We start from the raw sequence: 24835 nt of genomic DNA on the forward strand, positions 1-24835 counted from the left end.
GAGGTGTTAACCCTGATAATATTCAGGTACTTTGTGGTGTTAAAGTGTGTAACAATTTAATATTAAGGCAAGCCCCTTGGTTTGCATTTTTAATGGTTTAGACTCGATGAGAATCTAAGCTATTTTTTCTTGAATGTATTTATTGTAGTGTTTTTTCTGAGATGAAAAATTTATCTTAGTTAAAATAGTCCCCAATATATCCACTTTAAGCATTTCAAAATTATTGATTATTTCAATTAATTCTTTCTTTCTAGTATGACCCGATTTCACGATAATAATTAACCCATCGGATAGTTTTGATACACTTTCTGCATCGGAAAAAATTTGAGCGGGAGGTGTTTCGATAATGATTCTGTCATAGTATTTACTGAGATGATCTAAGGACTGTTTCATCATTGGCGATGAAAGTAAGTAATTTGGATGGTCTAAAAAGTTTCCAACGCCTAATACATCAAATCCCTCTTTATAGTTTTTCGTGATCGCTTGAGAAAATTTAGACTTTTTCATAATGATGTCAGATAGGCCTGGTTTACCTTTAGGGATGTTGAGAATGCTTGTAATAGATTGTCTTCTAAAATCAATATCAATAAGCAGTGTCTTTTCGACCTCAGATAAAGCTTTAGCGAGGTGTAAAGCCGTTGTTGACTTTCCTTCTTTTGCATTGGTAGACGCAATGGATATGATTTTTTTATCTTTATGAATAGACCTAAGCTGAGTTCTTAGTCGATATAGAGATTCTAAATAGATTTTATCTGTTGAAAACTGAAAAGAGTCGGAAGTATTGAGTGAAGACGGGGTTTTCGGTAATGCTGTTAATACAGCAAGATTTGTTATATTTTCTAAGGATGATTTATTATAGATTTTTTGATCTAGTAGCCCTAATAAAAGACTAAAGAATAAACTGATAATTCCCCCGACTAATAGAGTTAACATTGATTTAATATATCGATTATTGTTCTTTTTGACGTCTATTAGTAAAGCGTAATCAAGCACTCTGGCGACTTCACTTTTTATTTTGCTGATGCTTTGACTTTCTTGGAATCGCTTTAACGTCATGTTGTAAAGGTTACGATAGCTTTCGACTTCTCTTAGTTTATCAAGATAAATGTCTTCTGATTGGTTTAGTTTTTTTAATTCTAGTTTTATTTCAGTTAGTGATTGTTGTAACGTTTTTAGTTTTTTCTTTTCAACCTCAAATATTGATTTTTTTATATTTAACTGATTTTCTATTTGGGTTTTTAGTTTATTTTTTTCATTTTCTAGATTTTTATTAAGAATTTTGTAGTTAGGGTGCTTTGGACCATATTTAAAACTTGCTTCGAGTAGTTTGGTTTCAGAAGATGAAATTAACCCTTTGGTTCTTTCTATTTCATTTGTTGTATTAATTAACGGAGAGTCTAAAATGATATTGGTATCTTTTGTTTCTTTTATTTTTTTAAAATAGACTTCTTCAATATTTAATTTTTCTTTTAGTCTTTTTATGTCATGAGACAATGTGTTAAGTTCATCTTCTTTCAATCCCATCATTATTTTTATGTTTGGAGAGTCATTACTTCCTGATAAGCTTTTAAGTTCGCTCTCTGAGCGTAATATGTCATTTTTTATATTTCTCAGTTCGCCAGATAGCCAATTTAGAGTTTTTTCTTCACTTAGATCAACTTCCCTATCCTTATACTGAATATAGGTGTTGGCTATCGTGTTTACAATATTTTTTGATAGCTCGGCATTATAAGAAGTGATTGAAATCGTAATGAATCCCCCAGACTCTGAATAGGAAATGGAGAGCATGCCTTGGAGTTTTTTTGTCGTACGTATTTCAATATAGTCTTCTTTTATCTCATTGATACTAATTGATTTATTGAATTTTGATAAAACTGAATTAATACTTGAAAGCGTTGTTTTAATGTAATCTGGAATGTGGTTTTTTTGCTTTTCTTCCAGAATGTCTTTGTTCAATTTTAATACATCAACAACATTAGACAGTAAGTTTCGAGATTTTATGAGTTCCAGTTCAGAACCGAAACTATTGGATCGACCTACACCAAAAGAAAGTTCATCAAGAATCGAACCTCCATTTTTTTTGTTTAGATTGACTTGAATATTAACTGAAGATGTGTAGGTTTCAGGTGTCTCATAATATATGTATGAGGAAATGAATGATGTTATAAGGATAAGGATGAAGAACATCCATTTTTTATTATTTATGATAGAGAAGATTTCTAATAAATTAATCTCATCATTGTTTATGCCTTGTTCTCTCATATTAAAAAAAACTTCTCTCTATGATTAATATATCCCCGGGGTATATGTAACTTTCACCTGTGACCTTAGTTTTTTCTCCACCAGGTTTTTTTATATACCAGTCAGAATTAGACGCTCTATCAGTCAGGCCCCCAGCAAGTGCAATACTCATCGACACTGTGATGTTAGGTTGGTAGGGAAAGCCTCCAGGTTTTTTAACTTGACCATTAATATAAAAAGGCCTGTATTCGATGATGGAAACATGAACTTCAGGATTGATGAAATACCCATCTTTCAATTTTTCTGTTATCAGATTTTCTATTTCTTTAGTGGTTTTTTTTGATACATTAACATCGCCAATGAAAGGAAAATTTACTGTCTCAGAAGTGTCAATTTTGGCTGTAACATTGACCTCTTTGTCATCGTAAAGATGTATTTTAATGATATCACCAGCTTTAATGAGATATTCATCTTTAGCAATAATATGACTGCTTGATATAAGTATAAGTAAAGAAATATAAATCTTAATCATAGGGTTTTCTCAAAATTATAACCTATTGAAAGATAGAGTGCCCATTCCTTACTTGAAGAAGAAAATTCTTTGATCTCATAATTAGCCGAAAGTTTGTACTTTCTATATTTGTTACTAACATTCAATAGAGTTATTTTTTCTGTATCTTTAATTTTGTTAATAATGCTTTTTTTTATGGATTTTTGAGCAGATAGGGATATTGTATGGTTTGGGGTTCTAATGTAATTCCACTCGACTGTTAACCCACTTTCTTTATTTTGTGTTTGATTTACTTTTGTGTTTGGTTTTTGAGAGATGGCTGATTTAATCGTAAAATGGCTGTGTGGAAGAGGAGACCATGTTAGCACACCATTCCAGTAACTTGTTGTTAGACTGGAATGGTTTAGGTCAAGTTTTTTATTTTCTTTTCCATAAGTTATGGATAGATCCGTAATAAAAGAAATAGGCCAGGTTATTCCCAATGCTGAGATAGTACTTTTACTATTTTTTGATCGGTCAATGACATCAGGGTATTCTTGTTTTACCTTTTCGTATTTATAGTAGATTTTTTTATCTTCTAACCATTGGTAGCCTAAGTCTAATGAACGTGTTTGTTCATTTAGGTTCGCATTAAGCGCTAGATTGGTGTCTGATTTATAGTGCTTTTTATCAAAGGCATAACCCGCTAAAAAATATAGGCTCTTTTGTCCTGACTGAGAAAATACATATCTTGCATTTGCACTATGATCTTCAAAAGAATTAAGTTCATCGTTAATGTTTTCTAGATCAGAGGTAAGGCCAGTGCCGCGTTGCTCATCTTCTTGTTTTACATTGCTATTTAAAAAAAAGGTATTTGACGATGTAGGAGACCAAAAAGAACTCATTTTTAGCGTTTGACTTTGGGCTTCGTCTGCTTTGTCTTCGGGGGAGTATAAGCTGTATCCGTATAGCCCTTGAAGGCCATATGTGCCTCCGAGAATAGTACTTTGTAGGTTAAGACTAGGTTGATAATAAAGACTAGAATTCTGGTAGGAAGAGGCTTTATGACCTGCCTGTAAATCCGCTTCGATACTGGAGCTTCCCAATGTATAGCCTAAACTTTCAGCATAAACAGAAGGTGGGTTAAGGGCCATTTTTGACACTAGACCAATTATGGTGATGCGTCCCAGCTGTAACATCATGGTGTATTTTCCTGCTTAAAGTTTGCTGCATGTCCATCGAAAGTAAATGCAGATACATATGGTTACAAAAAGATACAATCAATATATTTTTTTTTTGTCAGTAATGCAAACTTTTAGTCAGTCTGTCATATTAGTTTAGGTCATTTGTTGTATATGATATTGCTGCCTTATTTCATGCACGATGATTTTTATTTACATAAAATCAAAAGCTTATTAACTTCTATACGTTCAGTTATGAGCTTAAATCGCAGATAATTTATCTTTCATGGATTTTGCTAGTGAGTAAATGTGTGTTTAGCGATAATTTAGGGTTCTACAGGAAAGCTAAGTAAAAAGCAGTGTGTCGGTATGTGTATTTATCTTTGGTAATAGCCTTAACTTATGTTTTTAAGTAAAGCTATTACCCATTATCAATTAACTTATGCGAGATCAAATAGCAGCGCTTTACAGCGTGATTGACTTAATTTTGTGAAGGTTATTTGTTTAATATCTTGAATTTTTGCACCGTCTCCTGACTTCATCGTGATGTCAGTGGCTAAACTCAGTTCACCCTCAATTAAGTGAATGTAATAGTGTCGTTTAGCGTCGGCCTGCCAAGTCAATTGCGTTTGTTCTGCCATGATGAGTTGATGTAAACGCATGTCTTGCTTGATAGCTAAGGTACCATCTTGACCATTCGGCGTGATAATGTTGGTTAAACCTTCCGCTTCGCCGAAAGCTTTTTGTTGGTAGCCAGGATCGCCGCCTAAACGATTGGGTTGAATCCAAATCTGCAAAAATTTCAGTGTTTCATTGTCTGAGGCATTGAATTCGCTGTGATAGATTCCTGTACCGGCCGACATTAGTTGGTATTCGCCCGCTGGTAGCGTTTCAACATTCCCTGTACTGTCTTTGTGTGCGATGGTGCCTTGCAATACTAGACTGAGAATTTCCATGTCTTTGTGACCATGTGTTTCAAAGCCGGCACTTGGCCTGACGGTGTCATCGTTGATGACTCTAAGGTGAGAGAATCCCATATGTTGTGGGTCGAAATAGCTACCAAAGGAAAAGCTGTGATAGCTGTTGAGCCAGCCAAAATTAGCGTGGCCGCGATCATTTGCCGAGCGTAACTGAATCATAATCTGTCTCCTATTTATTTTGTAAAATGTCCTCTACGAGAATAGGGTCAGTTTAGAAGAGGGCTATAAGAAAGAAAATCGGAAGCTTTTGAGTTAGTATTTCAAAAAATTTGAAGAAAGGTTTGGCGATGGCACATGCAGTGACTTTGGAAGCGTTAAGGGTTTTGGATGCTATTCATCAATTCGGCAGCTTTACAGCGGCGGCTGAGGCTTTGTTTAAGGTACCGTCTGCTTTGACTTATACGGTAAAAAAACTAGAAGATGATCTTGGGGTTTCTTTGTTCGATCGTACAAGACAAAAGGCGATTCTGACACCAGCGGGTTTGCTGGTATTAGAGCAAGGGCAAAGCATTTTAGATGCGGCAACGCGTTTGGAAGATTCCATTAAGCAACTGGAGTCTGGTTGGGAGCCAAAGTTAAGAATAGCAAGGGATACGGCGTTATTAGAGAGGCCTTTAATGACCGTTGTTGGAGAGTTTTTGAAGCATAATCGTCCGCTTGAACTGACGTTGTCAGAAGAGGCAATGGGGGGCGCGTGGGATGCTTTGCAAGATGATCGAGCCGATTTGGTGATTGGTGCGACAGGAGAATTGCCAAAAGGTCATGTTCATACGCGAGCACTGGGTGAATTAGAGTTTGTGTTTGCTGTCGCACCAACACATCCGTTAGCCTTGCTGGAAGGTGCCATCACGGCGATGCAATTACGGCAATACCCCGCAATTGTCGTGGCCGATAGTTCAAAAATCTTGCCTGCGAGAAATAGCGGCATTTTTGAGGCACGCCAAGTGATTCGAGTGGACTCCATGCGCAGTAAGATTCAAGCTCAATGCCTTGGTTTAGGAGTAGGTTATTTGCCTAAGCATCGCATTCTTGATGAGTTGAAGACTGGGCGTTTAGTGTTGAGGCAGTGTGAATTGCCGAGACCAAATCAAATGGCCTATTTAGCATGGCGAAAAGAGCAACCAGGCCGGGGGTTAACTTGGTTCGTTGAACAGCTAATGCGACAAGATTGGCAATTAGTGTCTGTATTAAGCGTAAAGAACGGTGTCGATTTACACTAAAGGAGTGTGTGTGTTTAGTATTTCGTTATCTATTTTACCTGTCTTTGTCTTGCTCATGGCTGGAGCTTTGTGCCAGCGCTTACGCTTTCCTGCTGATGGCTTCTGGGGGAGTGTTGATAAATTAACCTATTGGTTACTGTTCCCTGCTTTATTGTTTGCTAACACCTCTCAAATCGATTTTTCTAATGGCATGTTAGCGAGTTATGCATTGATCTTGTTGCTGGCTCTGGTGGTCACAGCGGTGTTTGTTTTTTTGCTCACTTGGTTGTTGAAGATTGAAGCGCCAACCGCTTCTTCAATGCTGCAAGCAGGCGTTAGGTTTAACACCTTTATTGTGTTGGCTATAGCCGGCAGTGTGTATGGTGACGAAGGTTTGGTGTTAGCGATACTGGGAGGGGCTATCTTGGTGCCGTCGATCAATGTGTTTATGGTGATTTCCATGGTGATTATGCATGGCTCATCGTCTAGTAAAAGTCACAGCTTACCTAGGTTGTTAAGTGGCGCCTTAATTCGTAATCCACTGATCATTTCCATTGCTTTGGGTGTCAGCTTGAATTTATTGGGATTAACACCGATTTTGGTGGTATCTGATGTGGCGAATATGCTGGCGAAATCCGCTTTGCCTATGGTGCTGTTGGCGGTTGGTGCCAGTGTAAGAATTGACGCTATTCGTTCAGTCGGAGCTACTTTTTGGTTGTCTGCTACCGCGCGATTTTTAGTCTTCCCTGCGACCATTATTTTGGCTTGCTGGTGGTTGGATGTGACAGGGTTGCCTGCCCTTGTGGCCGTTTTGTTTGGCTTTGTACCAACCGCAACATCGGCATACGCGTTGGCCAGACAGCTAGGAGGAGACGCGGATAAAATGGCGGCCTATATTACCTTGCAAACTCTGATGTCGATTTTAATTCTGCCTATCTGTATTTGGTTGAGTCAGTTGGTGATTCAATAGCAGCGAGAACAAATAAGCCAGCGCACCCTTTTAGGGCGAACTGGCTTATTTAAGATGGTTAATCTTTAAGATTCAGTTGGATCTTTATAGATGTTTTTGTAGCAGAAATTCGTCGCGTCAACAAAACCATCGACACTACCACAATCAAAGCGCTTACCTTTGAATTTATAAGCCAAAACACACCCTTCTTTTGCTTGCTGCATGATGGCATCTGTAATTTGTACTTCACCATTTCGACCAGGCGGTGTATTGCGAATTTTGTCAAAGATATCTGGCGTAAGAATATAGCGACCAATAATAGCAAGGTTGGATGGCGCGTCTTCTTTGGATGGTTTCTCAACCATGTCAGTCACTCGGAAAAGTCCTTCCATCATGGATTCACCTTTAATCACGCCATACTTATGTACTTCGTCTTCAGGTACTTCTTCAATGGCCACAATAGTACAACGAAATTGGTTGTAGAGTTTTACCATTTGCGCCATGACACCGTCGTCTTCACCGAAACAAAGGTCGTCCGCTAAGACGACGCCAAAGGCTTCGTCACCGATTAAAGGTTCGCCGGTCAAAATGGCATGACCTAGACCTAACATGTTGTTTTGACGAGTAAAAGAAAAGTTTACATGGTCGATAAGGTGACGAATGCCTTCAAGATATTTTTCTTTACTGGAGCCTGAGATCTGGTGTTCCAGTTCGTAGCTAATATCAAAGTGATCTGCAATGGCTCGTTTGCCTCGTCCTGTTACAAAAGTAACATTGTTAAGACCTGCGGCTGTTGCCTCTTCGACACCATATTGCACAAGTGGTTTGTTAACGATTGGAAGCATTTCTTTGGGCATGGACTTAGTGGCTGGCAAAAAACGGGTGCCGTAGCCTGCAACAGGGAATAGACATTTGCGTATCATAGTTTTTCCTTAAAATGGCTGTGTAAAATGGCTGTCCAAACATGGGCATAGCCAGCCTGTTTCATTGATGCCATTAGTATAAGGCATCTTTTGTGACAGTTAATATCACCTTAGTTAAGCGATCCAATATTGGGGCGTTAAGTTTGTACCAATGCCAATAAAGTGGCAAGGCGATTTTGTCATCTGGAAACAGGGAAATTAGCTGCCCGTTTTCAATTTGCTGTTTTACTTGGACACTAGGAACTAAAGCACAGACTGTGCCACCCATGACGAGCTCGACAAACCCATGAGAAGATGGATACCAGTGGCTGTTATTTGCATCGGCTTTTATTTTAAGGCATTCGTTCTGGTATCTTTCCCACAGCTCATCGTTTTCGTTATAGACTAGAGAAGGGGAGTTGGCGACGGACTGGACACTGATGTCACCCATTAAATAGTGATCAATAAAAGATTGGGTTGCGACCAACTCGTAACTCATATCGCCCAAAAAAACCACATCTCCACCCGCGACAGGCGTACCAATCTGGCTTAAACAAGCCACTACTTGCCCACTCTGCAGCATGCTGCGAGTTTGTAACTGGTCAGCAGCTTTGATGTGCAGTTTAGTGGTGCTGATGCTAGCGAATGCTTTCATAACTTGAATAAACCAGGTGGCAAGCACGTCATTGTTGGTCGCAATATTAAGTGGCTGATGGCTGACTTCCCCATGAATGCTTTCCTGTAATCCCTCTTCTAACAAACTTATCTTGTTTAAGTGAGCAAGAAGCTTTTCTCCTAGTGAGGTTGCTATTACGGGTCTGGCGCGAATCAGTAACGGACGACCGTATTCCAGCTCTAAGCGTTTGATGCTTTGCGATACCGCTGATTGAGTGATGTGAAGTGCCGTTGCAGCCTTGTCAAAGCTTTGGTATTTAACCACTGCTTGTAAGCTGATAAGTGCTTTATAATCAAACATAAATTTTACTAATGTAGTTTTAATTTAATTAATTTTAATTTAGTTCTCCCATTGCATAAGATCAAGCCAATTATGAGGAGATGAGCTATGTTGGCTTTAATGAGTGGTGCGATCACCAGTGGTGGTTTGATTATTGCGGTGGGCGCGCAGAATAGCTTTTTATTAGAGCAAGCGTTAAAACGCCATTACGCGTTTCCTTTGGCATTATTGTTTATTGTGAGCGATGCAATCTCCATGATGTTAGGCGCATTTGGACTTGGGATGCTATTGCAAACACATGATTGGTTACTGATGACATCTCGTTGGGGCGGTGTCGCATTTTTGACTTGGTTTGCTTACGGCAAATGGCGAGCGTCCTTTCTAGAGGAGCATTTAATTTTGGAGCTTTATACCAAAAAACTCACTCTTTGGCCTTTGTTGATGATGGCCTTGGCTGTGACTTGGTTGAACCCGCATTTTTATTTAGACACCATGATTTTAATTGGCAGTTTGGCCAATCAATGGCAAGAAGATAAATGGCAGTTTGTCATGGGTGGCATACTGGCATCCATTATGTGGTTTCTATCCTTAGCGTTTGTTGGACGATTATGTGCAGCCCTGCTGGAAAAAACGGCATTTTGGCGTTGGTTTAATCGTATCAATGCACTGTTGATCTGGTTTATTGCCTTTCAAATTGCCACCCAGCCTTTCTAAGGAGGGTGGCTTGAAATAACGGAGTGGTTAGAGCTTGATTTCCACCTCATGGCTTTTTTCTTCGGTTTGAATAGAAGAGTCGGCCTCGACTAGCATTTCTGCGGTGGCAACAGACGAAACGGTCAGTGCTACTGGAATTTGATCCCCTTGTTCTTCGATAACCATCGCTGGTTGCGCATTAATACGGTACAAGGCCACTAGAATGACAAAAATGTTCATGAAAGACACGAACCAGAAAAGCGCGTTTAGGCTGATCCAGTCCATCAAAATGGCTGCCACTAGAGGGCCAATCATCCCGCCGACGCCATTGAGCAAGATAATACCGCTACTGGCGGATAAAATTTGCTCCGGTCTAAGCTGATCATTAATGTGTGACGATGCCAGTGAATACATGGGAAAGATAAAGGCTCCAATCATAAACATCCCTACCATCATGATGATCTGGTTATCCATCTTGTAGCCAAAAGGCACAATGAGAGCCGTTACACCGCCAACGATGGCCACCCACAGAATGGTTACTCGTCTATCTTGTCGGTCTGATAACAAGCCAATCGGCCATTGTAATAACATGCCGCCGATGTAACTGGCACCTGTAAATAGGGATATTTGGATGATGTTCATACCGATGCTTTTGGCATACAAGGCCCCTAAGCTGAGCATAGCACCTGATGTAATACCAGCAATGGTGACGCCTGTCACACCAAGTGGCGCGGTTCGAACTAAGCCCATGATGTTGAGCTTTTCCGGAATATCAATGGTCGGTGATGGGGTTCTGACCAATAATAATGGTACCAAGGCCAAAGAAATCAGTACGGACGTTAAAATGAAGAGTCCGTAACCTCCTGGCGAGGCAATATTTAGAAGAGCCTGACCAAACGTCTGGCAAGCCCAAATTTCAATAATATAAATGGAGAATAAACGGCCACGTGTGGTATTGGTGGAAATTTCATTTAGCCAACTTTCGGTGACAATAAACAAGGCGGCGTAGCATAATCCGGTACACATACGCATAAAGATCCAAAACCAAGGATTAACCAACACTGACTGCATTAGGATGGTGATAGAGGCTAGGGAAGCCACCGCCGCAAAGACTCGAATATGGCCAACGTTCTTGATCCAGTTTGGTACAATCAAGGAACCCACAATGAAACCTAAATAATAGGCCGACATGATTAACCCTGTGGCGGACGTATTGAACTCTTCAATGGACGCGCGGATACCAATTAGCGAGCTTTGAAGGGCGCTGGCTATGGTTAAAATCGCAATGCCAAAGAGCAAGCTCCAGATAGGCAACAGGGTTTGCTTTAACATGTCATGTCCTTGTTCATTTCACTGGAAAATCTGAAAAAAGCAGTTGGTTAATATTTCGGCAGACTATACCGATAGATTTACTGAATGCAATGCTTATTCTCCGGTAGGGAAAGGTTTTTTGTCTCGATTGAAAAAGCACTTTGAACGTGAGGATAACGCTAAGAAACAGTACAAAAAAGCGAACCAAATTGGTTCGCTTTTTTGTGGAAATTAGAGGCTTTCGTCTCGGCCGAAATGCTTGCCTAATAAGGCATGGTAGAAGTTATGATCCTGCAACACCCCTAGACATTGATCACCTTCCATGAGAATCATAAATTGCTCAGCGTGATAACGTATTTCAACCGCTTCACGCATAGCAATGTTAGCCGGAACAAGGAATACAGCGTCTTTTGGTGAATTGGCTAAGTTGGTTTCAGGCGACCAATCCACGGTTACCATTTCTCCCTTACTATTATAAACTTTTATTAGCTTGCCGTTATCCAGTTCTAGCCAAGTATTATCATTGATCATGATGTGACCATCTCTTTCGACCAGTTGATCAATCGGCGTCATTAAAGAGCTGCCACATAGTACATTGAGTGGGTTTGTGTGGGCGACAAATTTCTCAACGTATTCTGTTGCTGGATTCAACACGATTTGTTCCGGTGCATCTTCTTGAATAATGCGAGCCGATTCCATGATGGCAATTTTTGTACCGATCTTAAGGGCTTCGTCTAGGTCGTGGCTGACAAAGATAATGGTTTTATTTAAACGTTTCTGAAGTTCGATTAATTCGTCTTGTAATTGAGAACGGATTAATGGGTCTAGTGCTGAGAAAGGCTCATCCATTAATAGTACGTCTGTGTCCATGACAAAAGCACGAGCCAAGCCAACGCGTTGGCGCATACCACCCGACAGTTCGTCTGGTTTTTTGTCAGCCCACTGATCCAAACTGACCATTTTGAGCTGTTCTCGTGCTTTTTGGAGACGTTCTTCTTTTGGCATGCCTTGCATTTCTAGTCCGAAAGCAACGTTCTCTAGCACGGTTAGCCAAGGCATAAGGGCGAAGCTTTGGAAGACCATAGACACACGGTGAGTTCGCATATGGCGTAGAGTGCTGTCATCACACTTTGCCATATCAATCATCTTGTCGCCGTCTCTGACAAGGCAGCGACCACGGGCAATTTTATTTAAGCCATTAACCGCTCGAAGAAGGGTAGATTTACCTGAGCCTGACAAGCCCATCAACACACAGATTTCACCTTCATTAACTTCGATATTGGCATTTTGCACACCAACTACATCGCCAGACATTCCAAGGATTTCATCACGGCTGTGGCCTTTGTCCATTAAGGGTAAGGTTTGATTTTGATTGTCGCCGAAAACAATGTCGACATTTTCAATTGATACAACAGCCATGAATTAAACCTCGTTCTTAACGGATGGGGTTTTGCAAATACGGTCAAGAATGATGGCCACTAATACGATGGCAACACCGGCTTCAAAACCTTGAGATATATTTACGGTATTAAGTGCACGAACGACGGGTTTACCGAGTCCGTCAGCGCCGACCAAGGCGGCAATCACCACCATAGAAAGGGACAGCATGATACATTGAGTCACCCCAGCCATAATACTTGGCATAGCAGCAGGCAGTTCGACTTTATAAAGCAGTTTGGATTTCGTGCAGCCAAATGCTAAGCCGGCTTCTAGTAACTCATTTGGTACCTTGCTGACGCCCAGGTAAGTCAAACGAATAGGTGCGGCAATAGCAAAAATAATGGTTGAAATCAGACCTGGTACATAACCTAAGCCAAACAGAATGAGGGTTGGGATTAGATAAACAAAGGTTGGAATCGTTTGCATTAAATCCAATATGGGGCGCAGAAAAGTATAAAGCCAAGGTCTATGAGCTGCCGCGATGCCAATTGGCACACCAATCATGACGCTTATTGCTGTTGCTGAAACAACAAGTACTAAGGTTTGAATGGTTTCAACCCAATAGCCCATGTTAATAATTAACAACAGAGCTGCTGCGATAAAAACCAGCAGGCCGATACTGCGATGAAGGAACCAAGCACCTGCTAATACGACGCCAATAACCACTAATGGGTGAAGCCACTCAATGGCATCTACCATAGAGATAATCATGGTTTCTAATGTGATTGAAACAAGATCGAAAAAAACGGAAGCTGCATCAACTAGCCAATCGACAAAGTTTTCCATCCAGGCGCCAAGAGGAATTTTATTATCCGTCAGCCAATTCATATAAGTGTTCTCCCGAAGATTAAATAAGACATGCTATGCAGCAAACTGACTGCATAGCATGTTGAGGTATTACAAAGAGGATATTAAAGTCCTAAGTGTGCTTTAACGGCATTTAGGCCATTGCCACCGGAAGTGGTTTTGACACCTTCTAACCAAGCATCAAGCACACCTGGGTTAGCTTTTAACCAGTCACGAGCGGCTAAATTAGGCTTTTTGCCTTCATCTAGGATGGCACCCATGACTTCATTTTCCATTGGCAAAGAGAATTTCAAGTTGGTAAGTAGCTTGCCAACATTTGGACATTCAGCAATGTAGCCTTTACGGATGTTAGTATGGACGTTTGCGCCACCATAGTTTGGACCGAAGTAGTCATCGCCACCGGCCAGATATTCCATGTCGAAGTTGGCGTTCATTGGGTGCGGTGCCCAACCTAGAAAGACAATCCATTTACCACGACGAGTGTTACGGCTGACCTGTGAAAGCATGCCTGCTTCACTTGACTCTACTAATTGGAAATTACCAAGGCCAAAAGCATTGGAATCGATCATGTCTTGAATGATGCGGTTACCGTCGTTACCAGGTTCAATACCATAGATACGGCCAGAGAAGTCTTTGCGGTGTTTTGCAATAGCGGCAAAATCTGTTACGCCAGCTTCATAAGCATTTTTGCTAACCGCTAGTGTGTATTTTGCGCCCATTAGGTTTGGACCAAGGTCTTCAACCGTACCGGCTTTTAGGTAGGGTTCGATATCCGCTTGCATAGTTGGCATCCAGTTACCTAAGAAAACGTCGATATCGCCGTTTGCAAGTGAAGTATAGGTTACTGGAACAGAAAGCAATTGAGTTTTGGATTTGTATCCTAAGCCTTCTACCACTTCGCTAGTAATGGCCGTTGTTGCTGTGATATCAGTCCAACCCACGTCAGAAAAACGTACTGTTGAGCAGCTTGCTGCCATTGTGAAACCTGACACACTAGCCAAACTAATGGCGATCGCGGTTTTTGTTGCTTTATTTAACATACCTTACCCTCTCTTTTGTGATAATCAAAAATTGATTAGTGCCATTTTATTATTGCAATATAAAGCTTCCTACCTTGCTCCATGGTGTATTATTCGACCATTTTTTACTTTTACTTAATGTGGACGATAGCCTCTATCAGGCATGACCAGATCTAAGTAATCTTGTATGAGTTTAGCCGATGTTTCTTTGTGGATGCCGCCAGCCAAAGACCCTTGCAACCACATGCCATCAATCATGGCTGCCACAGTGAAGGCCACATCGCGTGCCTGTGCCACTGGAAATTCGGTTTTTAATACATGTACCAAAGCGCTTTGGAGACGCTTGGAATAAACGCGCTGTAAACGAAACAGCGATGGTGTATGCATGGCTGACGCCCAAAATCCCATCCAAGCTTTGACTACTTGGGGATGAGTTTGAGATTGGCTGAAACCAGCTTTAACTATAGCCATCACCTTATCTTTAGCGGGTTTATCTTTCGATTTCATGACTTCATCGGATAAAACTTCAAAAAATTCATGAATCAAGCTTTTCATGGTCTCTTCGAAAAGACCGTCTTTGCCGCCAAAGTAATGGTTAATAATGGCGGGTGAAACGCCTGCTTTTTTGCCAATAACACTCACAGTAGCACCTGAAAAACCATATTTATCAATGGCTTTAATAGCGGCCTCGATGAGCTGAGGCTTACGTATTTCGGGCATTCCTACTTTGGGCATTGATGAACCTTTTTATTAAACAACTGTTTAACGAAAACTATACTAGGCTGATTGTGCAATTTAGGTCAACCCTTGACAATTCTAAATATTAGTTCTCTAAGCAATTTAACTTAATGATTTAATTAATAAAAATGTAATTTTAATTTTTTTCCGGGTCTTTTTTGTGAAGTCTTATGTCGGTTTGGGATAAAAATTAAGCAAGTATTTTTATTTTGTGGCCAAGTTTTTCTGATTAATGTGTTATTTGGTTTGAATTTTTAAGCTTGTGGCTTGTTTTAATAGTGGTATTAGAAGACGGTGATGCAATGCTTGCAAGTTCTCGTGATTTTTCTATGAACTGGGTATGATGAAAGTTAAATTGATGATTGGAGCCTTGCTTAATGGATGTATCTTCTTCTGTGTTTGATCGTGTTATTGATCGTTCTGAAATGAGTAGTGACAAGTGGGCAAAATACCCCGAACAGGTTATTCCAATGTGGGTGGCTGATATGGACTTTGATGCGCCTGAGTGCATCAAAACCGCTCTTAAAGAGAGAGTTGAGCAAGGCGTATTTGGCTACACTCATACTCCGAAAGCCTTGGTGTTAGCCATCCAGAACCATCTTAAGAGCCGTTACGATTGGTCAGTTTCAGGTGGCGATTTAGTACATTTACCGGGATTAGTTTGTGCACTACATTTAAGTGTTCAAATCTTTTCTGAAAAGGGCGATGGCATCGTTGTGCCAGGGCCGGTCTATTATCATTTGACCAAAGCGCCAGAGCTTGCTGGCCGCGAATTACATAAGGTCGACATGGTTTTGCAGAATGATCGTTGGTTGCCTGACATGCAAGCCTTTGAAGCGGCATGTGCTAAACAAAACAGTAAAATGGTACTGTTATGTAATCCTCACAACCCTGGTGGGACCGTGTTTCGCCGTAAAGAGCTACTTGCTATTCACTCGATTGCTGAGAAGTACGATTTATTGGTAGTCAGTGATGAGATTCATTGTGATCTTATCTTAGAAAATTTACCTCATGTTCCTTTTGCTAGCTTAAATGAGGATGTGGCTCAACGTACGATTACCTTAATGGCGCCAAGCAAAACCTTTAATATCGCTGGGTTAGGCTATGCATTTGCAGTGATAGAAAATGCCAAGTTACGACAAACATTTAAGCAAGCCCGAGCTGGCTTAGTGGCCTCTCCGAACATGTTGGGCCTAACGGCCGCTATATCAGCCTATGAAGATGGACAGCAATGGCATCAGAGTTTGTTGGAATACTTACGTCAAAATCGAGACTATTTAGCTCAGCGATTGGCTAACACACCACTGAAGATGAGTTCTTTAGAAGGAACTTATCTTGCTTGGATCGATGCCTCTGCCTTATCCGTTGAAGATCCATATGAATTTTTCTTAAACGCTGGTGTAGGTGTTTCATCGGGTAAGGATTTCGGCAATGCTTCGTTCGTTAGACTAAACTTTGGTTGTCCTAAGAGTGTTCTCGAACAAGCCTTGAATCGTATTGAGGCAGCATTAAAGAATGTGGTTTGATGAATGAAGATGGATCTCGTGTTATCAGATATGCAATTGCCTTGTGATGATAACGTCGTCATGTCTCTCTTAAGGAACTTATAACGCGAGTGTCAGTCATATTTTGCTGTGAATCGCAGGGGGCTATTCACTTATTTATGAGGGTATTTGGCATAGAAGGATACGTTGCTTTAAGTATCAATTTATTTGTGTACTAAATGATTGATTTTTCGGTTCGTTTTGGTGTTTTTGCAATCTTTTTTGTTTTCCTAATTGCTTGGCAATGGTGGCAACCAAGAAGTATCTTATTATTGTGGCGAAAACGTTGGCCACATAACTTATCCTTGTTATTTATTGGGGCCATTTGTGTGCGCCTCATCCAGCCTCTTCTATTGTCCTTTATTGCTATGTTGGGTGATGACGTTGGTTTATTTTCTCAATTGGCTTGGCCAACTTGGCTAACCGTTTTATTAAGTGTTGTTTGCTTGGACTGTTTGATCTACTGGCAACATAGACTTTTTCATCGAATTCCTTGGCTATGGCGGATTCATCGAGTTCACCATTCAGATCCTGAGTTGGACGTGAGCTCGGCAGTACGTTTCCACCCTATTGAAATCATTTTGTCTTTGGTGATTAAAGCGCTGGCGATTTATTTGTTGGGTATTCCTATTATCGCGGTCTTGCTATTCGATATTTTATTGAACGCTTCTGCCATGTTTAATCACACTAATGCTCGCTTACCGCGTCAAGTGGAATCCATCGTGCAGCGGGTCCTAGTGACGCCAGACATGCATCGGATTCATCATTCTCGTCGAGACCTGGAAGCGAACCGTAATTTTGGTTTTTTTCTGAGTATTTGGGACGGGTTATTTGCCACTAAATGTCAGCAGGCGCTTGGAGGGGATGCGGCAATCCGCATTGGCTTACCTAATACTAAAACATACCAACCTAATTCGTTTAAAGCGTTATTAATCATGCCCTTTAAATTGGTTATTCGTAAACAAAAGTAGGAAATATTATGAGCTACCATGAAATTAATTTCATCGAAATGCGTGTGATTGGTTGCCTCATCGAGAAAGCAATTACGACTCCAGAATATTATCCGTTGAGTCTTAATTCATTACAAACCGCTTGTAACCAGAAATCCAATCGTGAGCCTGTGATGAATTTGTCAGAGCAAGAGGTTCAGGACGCAGTGATTCCCTGGTTGAACGTGGATTGATCTCCGAAGTGGCTGGTGGCCATAGTCGTGTGAGCAAATATCAACATCGATTCTGTAATACTGAATTTTCGGACCTGAAATTCAATGCAGGGCAAACTGCGGTGATTTGCCTGCTATTTTTACGAGGGCCACAAACTCCGGGTGAACTGCGTTCTCGAAGTGGGCGTTTACATGATTTTGACTCGAGAGAGGAGGTGGAAGCCGCTTTGGAGGCGTTGAAAAGTATGGTAGGTGGTCCTTATGTTGAGGCCTTACCTAAGCAAGCGGGCAAACGGGAAGCTCGTTTTCAAGAGTGCTTTTGCATGGGGGTTGAACGAGTCGTCACTGTCTTGTCTAATGAGGATTCATATCCGTTGAGTGATGCTTCACTTGAAACCAGAGTAAATGAATTGGAGTCTCAGGTATCGAGTTTAATTGATCGAATTCAAGCGTTAGAAAATGCCAGTGGACTATAATGACCTTTAAGGTCAAACTTAGGGCATTTTTTACAGCTCGGTTGTTTCGTTTGAAATAACCGCATTTGGTTAGGTTGAGGGGGAAGCGATGAAGACGTTACGCTGGGGAATTATCGGTACGGGGCAAATCGCCAATGCATTCGCGAGTGATTTCCGTTATGTGAAGTCGGGAGAGCTTAGAGCTGTCGCTTCCAGAAATAAAGCGTCCGCTGATGCCTTTTCTGCAAAATTTGATATTGAGCTCGCGTTTGTGGACTACTTCTCCTTGATTAACAGTCATGAAGTGGATGTGATCTACATTGCCACCCCACATGTACATCACTATGACTTAGCAAAAGCCTGTATCTTAGCGGGAAAAGCGGTATTGTGTGAGAAACCTTTTACCCTTAATGAAGCCCAAGCGAGTGAGCTTTATGAGTTGGCAGAGCGTCATGAAGTCTTTGTAATGGAAGCCATGTGGACACGTTTTAATCCTGTTATTGAGCAAGTATTAGAATGGGTTGAAGAGGGTGAAATCGGCCATTTACAAAGCATTCAGGCGAGTTTTAATTTTGTTGCTCCGACTGACCCGAATCACAGATTAATGAATCTTGAACTGGGTGGTGGAGCTTTATTGGATGTGGGTATCTACCCTGTGTTCTTAGCTCAGCTGTTTTTTGGTAAGCCGGATTTTGTTCAAAACCAAGCTGTCATTGGTGACACGGATGTGGATGTGTTTGAGCAAATTTTGTTGGGTTGGGAAAACGGACAGCTGGCTTCATTAGAAGCATCTTTGATTTCTTGTCATCCGAATCGAGCGATTCTATCAGGTACAAAAGGCTATATCGAAATTGACTCTGAATGGTTCTGTGCAAGGTCATGTCGCATAGTCGATGAGGCTAACAATGAACGTGCGGTTGAATTTGATTTTCCTGGTATGGGCTATCAATTCGAAGTCGATGAAGTAAACCGTTGTCTCGAAGAAGGTCTATTGCAAAGTCCAAATCACAGTTGGCAAGATAGTCTGGCATTAATGGCGACATTGGATGAAGTGCGCCAGGATATGGGCTTGTATTATCCAGGAGAAGAGCAACCGTCTCATGAAGACCTAGATCACCATCATCATGAGCACAGCCATCATAAGCACTAAACAGGCTGACCCAGATAATAAAAAGCCTCATTGCCAAAGTTTGGGAATGAGGCTTTTTTTGTTTTTCGGTAAAGAAAAGCTTAGTTAAGGTGTTTGTTTAACACAGGCAATAATACTTTAAACAAACGCGGCGCTGCACATAGAACGTCACCTGTCTCCAAGCTTGGAGAGCCATCAAAAGCGGCAATTAAAGCACCGGCTTCTTTAGCGATAAACAGAGGCGCTTGCATTTCCCATTCTTGTAACTTAATGCCCCAAGCACCGTCTAAACGACCTGCTGCAACGTTGGCTAGCATCAGTGCTGGCGCATCCTGCATAACAACGCGGGCGCCTTGTTGAGCGACATCAGAAAGTACCGCCAATTGGCCTTCAAGGTAGGTTGATGTGCGATCTGTTGCAGGGAATTGCGCTGCTAAGCTGGTATTTTCTATCGCACGAGCAGAGCTACTGCGAATTCGAGAGTTGTTTAAGTAAGCGCCTCGGCCTTTACTTGCGTAGAATTCATCACGAGTATGAGGGTTAAGCACAAGGGCGTGCTCTACTTTACCGGCAACAACATAACTGATGGTAATCACATGACCAGCTAACCCACGAGAGAACAAATGTTGTCCTTGAATCGCATCAATAATCCATTCGCCTTCTTCTCCAGTTTGTACTGAACCTTGTAAACGAGTGGTGATGGTATCCGCAGGGTAAGCTTTTTCTAGATGGTAAACAATGCTGCGTTCAGCACCAGAACAAACGGCAGCGTAAACTTCCGCAGCAGATTTGCCTTGTTCCTTATCAAATAATAATTTCTCTTGAGAATGAACTATGTATTCTGCAGCGGCACGGGCTGCTTTTATTGCGACATTGATTCTAGGTTGCATAATTTACCATCATTAATTCGTCATTAAATATGTACTACCCGCCCTTTGTAAGGGAGCAGCAGTTGCCAGATAAAGTGTTAAAGAGCGGGCGTGCCAGATACGAGATCTGGGAGCCAAAATTTGAGCGCGAATTCTAGCTTAATAATCCTATATTGGCTAGAGAAATATTGGCGAAAAACTAACCAATTAAATGAATGCCAAAAAATATCTGTTAAGATACGTGGATTTACATTATTTCTTAGCTGGTATCTATCATCATGCAAAATAAAGTTCGCATCGTTCTGGTGAATACGTCTCATCCTGGCAACATAGGGGGCGCTGCTCGAGCGATGAAAAATATGGGCTTGGCAGACCTTTATCTGGTGGCGCCAAGGGACTACCCAAGTCAAGAAGCGGTGAGTCGAGCTTCTGGTGCAACCGATCTTTTAGAAAGCGCAGTGGTCGTGGAAACCCTAGAAGAAGCATTAGCTGATTGTCAGTTAGTGATTGGTACCAGTGCTCGTGAACGCACCATACCTTGGCCATTGGTGGATCCTCGAGAGTCCGCTGATTTGGTTTTCAATGAAGGATTAGAAACGGCTTTTGTATTCGGTCGAGAGGACAGAGGGCTGACGAATGAAGAACTTCAGCGTTGTCATTATCATGTGCATATTCCCTCTGTGGCTTCTTTTAGCTCATTGAATCTTGGGGCGGCCGTGCAGGTGATTGCTTATGAATTGCGCATGAAGTTTCTTGCCTCCCAAGATGCTCCTGCTGTGCAGAATAAATGGGATGTTCCGGCGGCGACAGTTGAGCAAGTGGATTACTTGTTGGCACATTTAGAAAAGGTCTTGGTCGACATTGAGTTTCTCGACCCAGATATGCCAATGCAAGTGATGCCAAGGTTTAGACGCTTATTTCAACGTTCTCGACTCGACCAACAAGAATATGGCATGTTGCGTGGCATGTTGACCTCGATGGAAAAGCAAGCCAGGTCTTAATGCTTTGATATTAAAATTGATAAATCCAGAAATAAAAAAACCACGATTTCTAATATTGAAGTCGTGGTTTTTTATCGTTTAAAGGCTCTAGGCTTTGCGTTCAGGACGACCTTTTTCTTGCCAGAAGGTATGGTACTTCTGGCCTGCTTCACCATCGACTCGCTCATAAGTATGAGCGCCGAAATAATCTCGTTGCGCTTGCAATAAGTTGGCCGGCAAAACTTCAGAGCGATAGCCATCAAAATAGGCTAATGCTGAGAAGAATGATGGTGTTGGAATGCCTGATTGTGCGGCGAGAACAACGGCTTTGCGAAGCCCTTTCTGTTTAGAAGCCATAGCATCAGCAAAGTAATCGCTGAGCAATAGGTTCTCAAGTTCTGGGTTTGTGGTAAAAGCGTCCGCAATTTTTTGTAGGAATGAAGCTCGAATGATGCAGCCACCACGCCATATTTTCGCGATATCACTGAAGTTTAACGTCCAGTTATACTCGGTTTGTGCGGCACGCATAAGTTGGAAACCTTGTGCGTAGGCGCAAATTTTGGCGCAATACAAGGCTTCTTCAATCGCCGCTTCGACGTCACTGGCTTCAATCTCACCACTTTCTACTTCAGCGACCAGTTTGGCGGCTGCGTACTCTCGCTCAGTAGTCAATGTGCTGAGTGCTCGTGCATAAACAGACTCGCTGATAATGCCCGCAGGTACGCCCATTTGAGTGGCGCTAATTGAGGTCCAGCGACCTGTGCCTTTTTGGCCAGCGCTGTCCAAAATCATGTCAACTAATGGGGCGCCAGTTTGGTGATCGTATTGCTGAAGAATGTCCGCTGAGATTTCGACTAAGTAACTGTTTAGAACACCTTGGTTCCACTTTTCGAACAACTTGCCGATCTCTTCGGGTTCGTAACCTAATAGAGAACGCAGTAAATGGTAGGCCTCACAAATTAACTGCATGTCAGCGTATTCAATGCCATTGTGAACCATTTTAACATAGTGGCCTGCGCCATCTGGTCCAAGGTAAGCCGTACAAGGCTCTCCTTCAGTGACCGGTTTGCCAGGAGTATTGCTGACAATAGGGTTACCGTCTTTGTCTACCTTGGCTGCAACCGCTTCCCACATAGGTTGTAAATATTTCCATGAATCGGCATCGCCACCAGGCATTAAAGAAGGCCCGAAGCGTGCGCCAACTTCACCACCGGATACGGCGGTGCCAAAGAACTTGAACTGCTTCTTGTATTCCGCTTCGCGACGAATGGTGTCTGTCCATTGGCTGTTACCGCAATCAACGACAATGTCATCTGCTTCTAAACCGGCTTTGATTAGGTTTTGGCAAACGGCATCAACAGGTTTGCCTGCTGGCACCAAAACGACAATAACGCGGGGTTTAACTAAATTGGATAGCATTTCTTCCATGCTGCCGCAGCCGATAATTCGAGCTGGAGCCGAAGGGTCAGGACGTTCGGCGGCTTCTGTTGCCAAAACATCTTGTACTTTATGTGTGTCAAGATCAAAACCTGCAACTCGGTAGCCATGATCAGCTAAGTTTAAGGCCAAGTTTTTTCCCATGACACCCAGGCCGACAAATCCAATATTGCAGTTCTGATTCGTTTCTAACATAAATATCGATCAACCTTTTGAACAATTGGGGGAATTGAGGAAATTATCTTACCATGAAGAAACAAACATCAGGAGGTAATAAGGGACAGAAAAATTCAAAAAAATAGGTTTTTTTATGCTTTTTTTTCAGAGTCCCTAGTCTTTATAGGGGTTTTCGTCGATAAAATCGCCCAATTATGACCCTATCTTTTGTGGGGTATTTTTTTGGTAAGCAATTTTCGGCTTAGTAGAAAGACTACTAAAAAGAAAGAAAACTACAAAAAAATTGTTCAAATATTCAGCAAAATAGCGTTTCTGGCTTTTTAGAGTGTCATATTTTTATTTATTATTATATTTATCAATTGGTTACATTATATAGTTGGCTTTCAAAATGGTAATAAAATAACAGTTTGTTATAACAATATGTTTTCTTAGAATGATTTGTTACTATCGATTTCACAGAATAAATTCAGTTCATAATTATAAAAAATATCAGTCAACCCTTATCGTACAGAGGATTTAGCGTAATGAACTCCGCATCGGAAGTAACTAGAATTCATAAGAACCTAACGACACCTCAGTTGGTGGAGAAGGCATTGCAAAATGGCGAAGGGGTTCTAGCCGATAATGGCGCACTTGTTGTTGAAACAGGTGCTCGTACAGGTCGTTCTCCAATGGATCGTTTCATAGTAGAAGAGGCCTCAAGTAAAGATAGTATTCATTGGGGGCCGGTTAACCGAGCTTTTCCAGAAGATAAGTTTGCGCCATTGTGGGATCGCGTAACCACTTATTTGGATAATCAAGAATCTTTTGTCTCTAATATTCATGTCGGTGCGGGCGATGAATATTATCTACCTGTCATCATGCGAACAGAAACGGCTTGGCATCATTTGTTTGGACGTAATTTGTTTATTCGTCCAGAAACATACAACCCGACTTCTAAAGGTGAGTGGCAGATTTTAAATGCCCCTAACTTTGTTTGTGAGCCTGAGCGTGATGGTACTAACTCTGACGGCTGTGTGATTTTAAACTTTGCTGAACGTAAAGTTTTGATTGCTGGCATGCGTTACGCAGGCGAAATGAAAAAAGCTATGTTCTCTGTACAAAACTACTTGTTGCCAGCGCACGATGTATTGCCAATGCATTGTGCTGCGAATGTTGGAACAGAGGATGACGTGACCTTGTTTTTTGGCCTGTCTGGAACGGGTAAAACAACCTTGTCAGCCGATCCTGAGCGCTTCTTAATTGGCGATGATGAACACGGTTGGGGTAAAGATACGGTATTTAATATCGAAGGTGGCTGTTACGCAAAAACCATTGATTTGTCGAAAAAGAATGAGCCTATTATTTGGGATGCGATTAAGTTTGGTACGATTGTTGAAAACGTTGTGCTTGATCCGCAAACACGAGTTGCCGATTATGCAGACACGTCTTTGACGCAAAATGGCCGTGCGGGTTACCCTCGTGAACATATCGAAAAGCGCGCGCCTGAAAATCGTGCGGGTGAGCCAAATGCCATTATTTTCTTAACCTGTGACTTGACTGGCGTGCTTCCACCTGTGTCTATTTTGACCAAAGAAGCGGCAGCTTATCATTTCTTAAGTGGTTATACTGCTTTGGTTGGTTCGACAGAGATGGGAGCTGGCAGTGGTATTAAATCGACATTTTCAACCTGTTTTGGCGCGCCTTTCTTCCCTCGTTCCGCAGATGTGTATGCGGATCTTCTGATTAAGCGCATTGAAGAGTTTGGTAGTAAGGTGTACCTAGTCAATACTGGTTGGACGGGTGGTGCCCATGGCCAGGGTGGTAAGCGCTTTAGTATTCCTACGACTCGTGCTGTGATCTCGGCTATTCAGTCAGGTGCTTTGATTGATGTGGAAACAGAGCATCTTGCGGATGTTAATCTAGACGTTCCAACTCAAGTGCCTGGTGTTGATAGTGTGTTGCTGAACCCTCGTAAGACTTGGTCTGACCAGGTGGCCTATGAAACGCAAGCGAAGAACTTGATTGCACAATTTGTAGAGAACTTTAAGAAGTTTGATACTGTTTCTGAGGCGATTATAAAGGCTGGTCCAGCTCTCTAATTGCTTTTTTACCTAAGTTTTTTAAAAGCCGTGACTCTGTCACGGCTTTTTTGTTTCTGGCTAAAATTTAAACTGGCCATTTGCGTAATAAATAAT

General features: G+C 41.6%; 21 protein-coding genes and 1 pseudogene. 9 read left to right on the plus strand and 13 right to left on the minus strand.

Going from position 1 to position 24835, the window contains the following annotated elements; translation table 11 throughout:
- Nucleotides 1–114: 114 nt before the first annotated feature.
- The 4 genes from MAR181_RS03755 to MAR181_RS03770 all read right to left on the minus strand — a co-directional run bounded on the left by MAR181_RS03755 (nucleotide 115) and on the right by MAR181_RS03770 (nucleotide 5051).
- On the minus strand, nucleotides 115–2262 hold the full coding sequence (locus tag MAR181_RS03755) for a GumC family protein (protein WP_013795264.1): 2148 nt from the start codon (nucleotides 2260–2262) through the stop codon (nucleotides 115–117).
- A 1-nt stretch (nucleotide 2263) separates the two neighbouring features.
- A complete protein-coding gene (locus MAR181_RS03760; protein ID WP_013795265.1) occupies nucleotides 2264–2773 on the minus strand; it encodes a polysaccharide biosynthesis/export family protein in 510 nt (169 codons plus the stop codon).
- Entirely contained in the window at nucleotides 2770–3933 is a 1164-nt protein-coding gene (locus tag MAR181_RS03765; RefSeq protein WP_013795266.1) for a hypothetical protein, read from the minus strand. The genes MAR181_RS03760 and MAR181_RS03765 overlap by 4 nt, the downstream gene beginning before the upstream one ends.
- A gap of 419 nt (nucleotides 3934–4352) precedes the next feature.
- Nucleotides 4353–5051, minus strand: a complete 699-nt coding sequence (locus MAR181_RS03770) for a pirin family protein (RefSeq protein ID WP_013795267.1) — start codon at nucleotides 5049–5051, stop codon at nucleotides 4353–4355.
- Nucleotides 5052–5179: 128 nt separating this feature from the next.
- Here MAR181_RS03770 and MAR181_RS03775 point away from each other — a divergent pair, with 128 nt between their 5' ends.
- Entirely contained in the window at nucleotides 5180–6112 is a 933-nt protein-coding gene (locus tag MAR181_RS03775) for a LysR family transcriptional regulator (RefSeq protein ID WP_013795268.1), read from the plus strand.
- A gap of 10 nt (nucleotides 6113–6122) precedes the next feature.
- The gene (locus tag MAR181_RS03780; protein ID WP_013795269.1) at nucleotides 6123–7061 is read left to right on the plus strand and encodes an AEC family transporter; all 939 of its coding nucleotides are present in this window, start codon (nucleotides 6123–6125) and stop codon (nucleotides 7059–7061) included.
- Nucleotides 7062–7126: 65 nt separating this feature from the next.
- Here the strand turns inward: MAR181_RS03780 and galU are convergent, their stop codons facing one another.
- On the minus strand, nucleotides 7127–7963 hold the full coding sequence (galU, locus tag MAR181_RS03785; protein ID WP_013795270.1) for a UTP--glucose-1-phosphate uridylyltransferase GalU: 837 nt from the start codon (nucleotides 7961–7963) through the stop codon (nucleotides 7127–7129).
- 73 nt (nucleotides 7964–8036) lie between these two features.
- Nucleotides 8037–8918, minus strand: a complete 882-nt coding sequence (locus MAR181_RS03790; protein WP_013795271.1) for an ArgP/LysG family DNA-binding transcriptional regulator — start codon at nucleotides 8916–8918, stop codon at nucleotides 8037–8039.
- 87 nt (nucleotides 8919–9005) lie between these two features.
- Here MAR181_RS03790 and MAR181_RS03795 point away from each other — a divergent pair, with 87 nt between their 5' ends.
- On the plus strand, nucleotides 9006–9611 hold the full coding sequence (locus MAR181_RS03795) for a LysE/ArgO family amino acid transporter (RefSeq protein ID WP_013795272.1): 606 nt from the start codon (nucleotides 9006–9008) through the stop codon (nucleotides 9609–9611).
- A gap of 27 nt (nucleotides 9612–9638) precedes the next feature.
- Here the strand turns inward: MAR181_RS03795 and MAR181_RS03800 are convergent, their stop codons facing one another.
- From MAR181_RS03800 to betI, 5 genes are all read right to left on the minus strand, one after another.
- Nucleotides 9639–10922 (minus strand): MFS transporter, encoded by a 1284-nt coding sequence (locus MAR181_RS03800; RefSeq protein ID WP_013795273.1) that lies wholly within the window; start codon nucleotides 10920–10922, stop codon nucleotides 9639–9641.
- Nucleotides 10923–11132: 210 nt separating this feature from the next.
- On the minus strand, nucleotides 11133–12320 hold the full coding sequence (gene choV, locus MAR181_RS03805) for a choline ABC transporter ATP-binding protein (RefSeq protein ID WP_013795274.1): 1188 nt from the start codon (nucleotides 12318–12320) through the stop codon (nucleotides 11133–11135).
- Between the two features lie 3 nt (nucleotides 12321–12323).
- Entirely contained in the window at nucleotides 12324–13169 is an 846-nt protein-coding gene (gene choW, locus MAR181_RS03810) for a choline ABC transporter permease subunit (protein WP_013795275.1), read from the minus strand.
- Nucleotides 13170–13252: 83 nt separating this feature from the next.
- Nucleotides 13253–14188 (minus strand): choline ABC transporter substrate-binding protein, encoded by a 936-nt coding sequence (locus MAR181_RS03815; protein WP_013795276.1) that lies wholly within the window; start codon nucleotides 14186–14188, stop codon nucleotides 13253–13255.
- Nucleotides 14189–14302: 114 nt separating this feature from the next.
- Nucleotides 14303–14902, minus strand: a complete 600-nt coding sequence (betI, locus tag MAR181_RS03820; protein ID WP_013795277.1) for a transcriptional regulator BetI — start codon at nucleotides 14900–14902, stop codon at nucleotides 14303–14305.
- Nucleotides 14903–15282: 380 nt separating this feature from the next.
- Here betI and MAR181_RS03825 point away from each other — a divergent pair, with 380 nt between their 5' ends.
- The 4 genes and pseudogenes from MAR181_RS03825 to MAR181_RS03840 all read left to right on the plus strand — a co-directional run bounded on the left by MAR181_RS03825 (nucleotide 15283) and on the right by MAR181_RS03840 (nucleotide 19216).
- Nucleotides 15283–16431: a MalY/PatB family protein gene (locus MAR181_RS03825; protein WP_013795278.1), complete on the plus strand. Its 1149-nt coding sequence runs from the start codon at nucleotides 15283–15285 to the stop codon at nucleotides 16429–16431.
- 197 nt (nucleotides 16432–16628) lie between these two features.
- Nucleotides 16629–17420: a sterol desaturase family protein gene (locus tag MAR181_RS03830; protein WP_013795279.1), complete on the plus strand. Its 792-nt coding sequence runs from the start codon at nucleotides 16629–16631 to the stop codon at nucleotides 17418–17420.
- A 38-nt stretch (nucleotides 17421–17458) separates the two neighbouring features.
- Nucleotides 17459–18087 (plus strand): annotated as a pseudogene (locus tag MAR181_RS03835) (YceH family protein).
- Between the two features lie 88 nt (nucleotides 18088–18175).
- Nucleotides 18176–19216, plus strand: coding sequence for a Gfo/Idh/MocA family protein (locus tag MAR181_RS03840; protein WP_013795280.1), 1041 nt, complete (start codon nucleotides 18176–18178; stop codon nucleotides 19214–19216).
- A gap of 80 nt (nucleotides 19217–19296) precedes the next feature.
- Here the strand turns inward: MAR181_RS03840 and MAR181_RS03845 are convergent, their stop codons facing one another.
- A complete protein-coding gene (locus MAR181_RS03845) occupies nucleotides 19297–20085 on the minus strand; it encodes an inositol monophosphatase family protein (protein WP_013795281.1) in 789 nt (262 codons plus the stop codon).
- A gap of 257 nt (nucleotides 20086–20342) precedes the next feature.
- On the opposite strand from MAR181_RS03845, the gene trmJ reads away from it, so the two are divergent.
- On the plus strand, nucleotides 20343–21065 hold the full coding sequence (gene trmJ / locus MAR181_RS03850; protein WP_013795282.1) for a tRNA (cytosine(32)/uridine(32)-2'-O)-methyltransferase TrmJ: 723 nt from the start codon (nucleotides 20343–20345) through the stop codon (nucleotides 21063–21065).
- A gap of 87 nt (nucleotides 21066–21152) precedes the next feature.
- Here the strand turns inward: trmJ and gndA are convergent, their stop codons facing one another.
- A complete protein-coding gene (gndA, locus tag MAR181_RS03855; protein ID WP_013795283.1) occupies nucleotides 21153–22676 on the minus strand; it encodes an NADP-dependent phosphogluconate dehydrogenase in 1524 nt (507 codons plus the stop codon).
- Between the two features lie 506 nt (nucleotides 22677–23182).
- Here gndA and MAR181_RS03860 point away from each other — a divergent pair.
- Entirely contained in the window at nucleotides 23183–24739 is a 1557-nt protein-coding gene (locus MAR181_RS03860) for a phosphoenolpyruvate carboxykinase (RefSeq protein WP_013795284.1), read from the plus strand.
- Nucleotides 24740–24835 lie beyond the last annotated feature (96 nt).

The organism is Marinomonas posidonica IVIA-Po-181, assembly GCF_000214215.1.
Taxonomy (GTDB): domain Bacteria; phylum Pseudomonadota; class Gammaproteobacteria; order Pseudomonadales; family Marinomonadaceae; genus Marinomonas; species Marinomonas posidonica.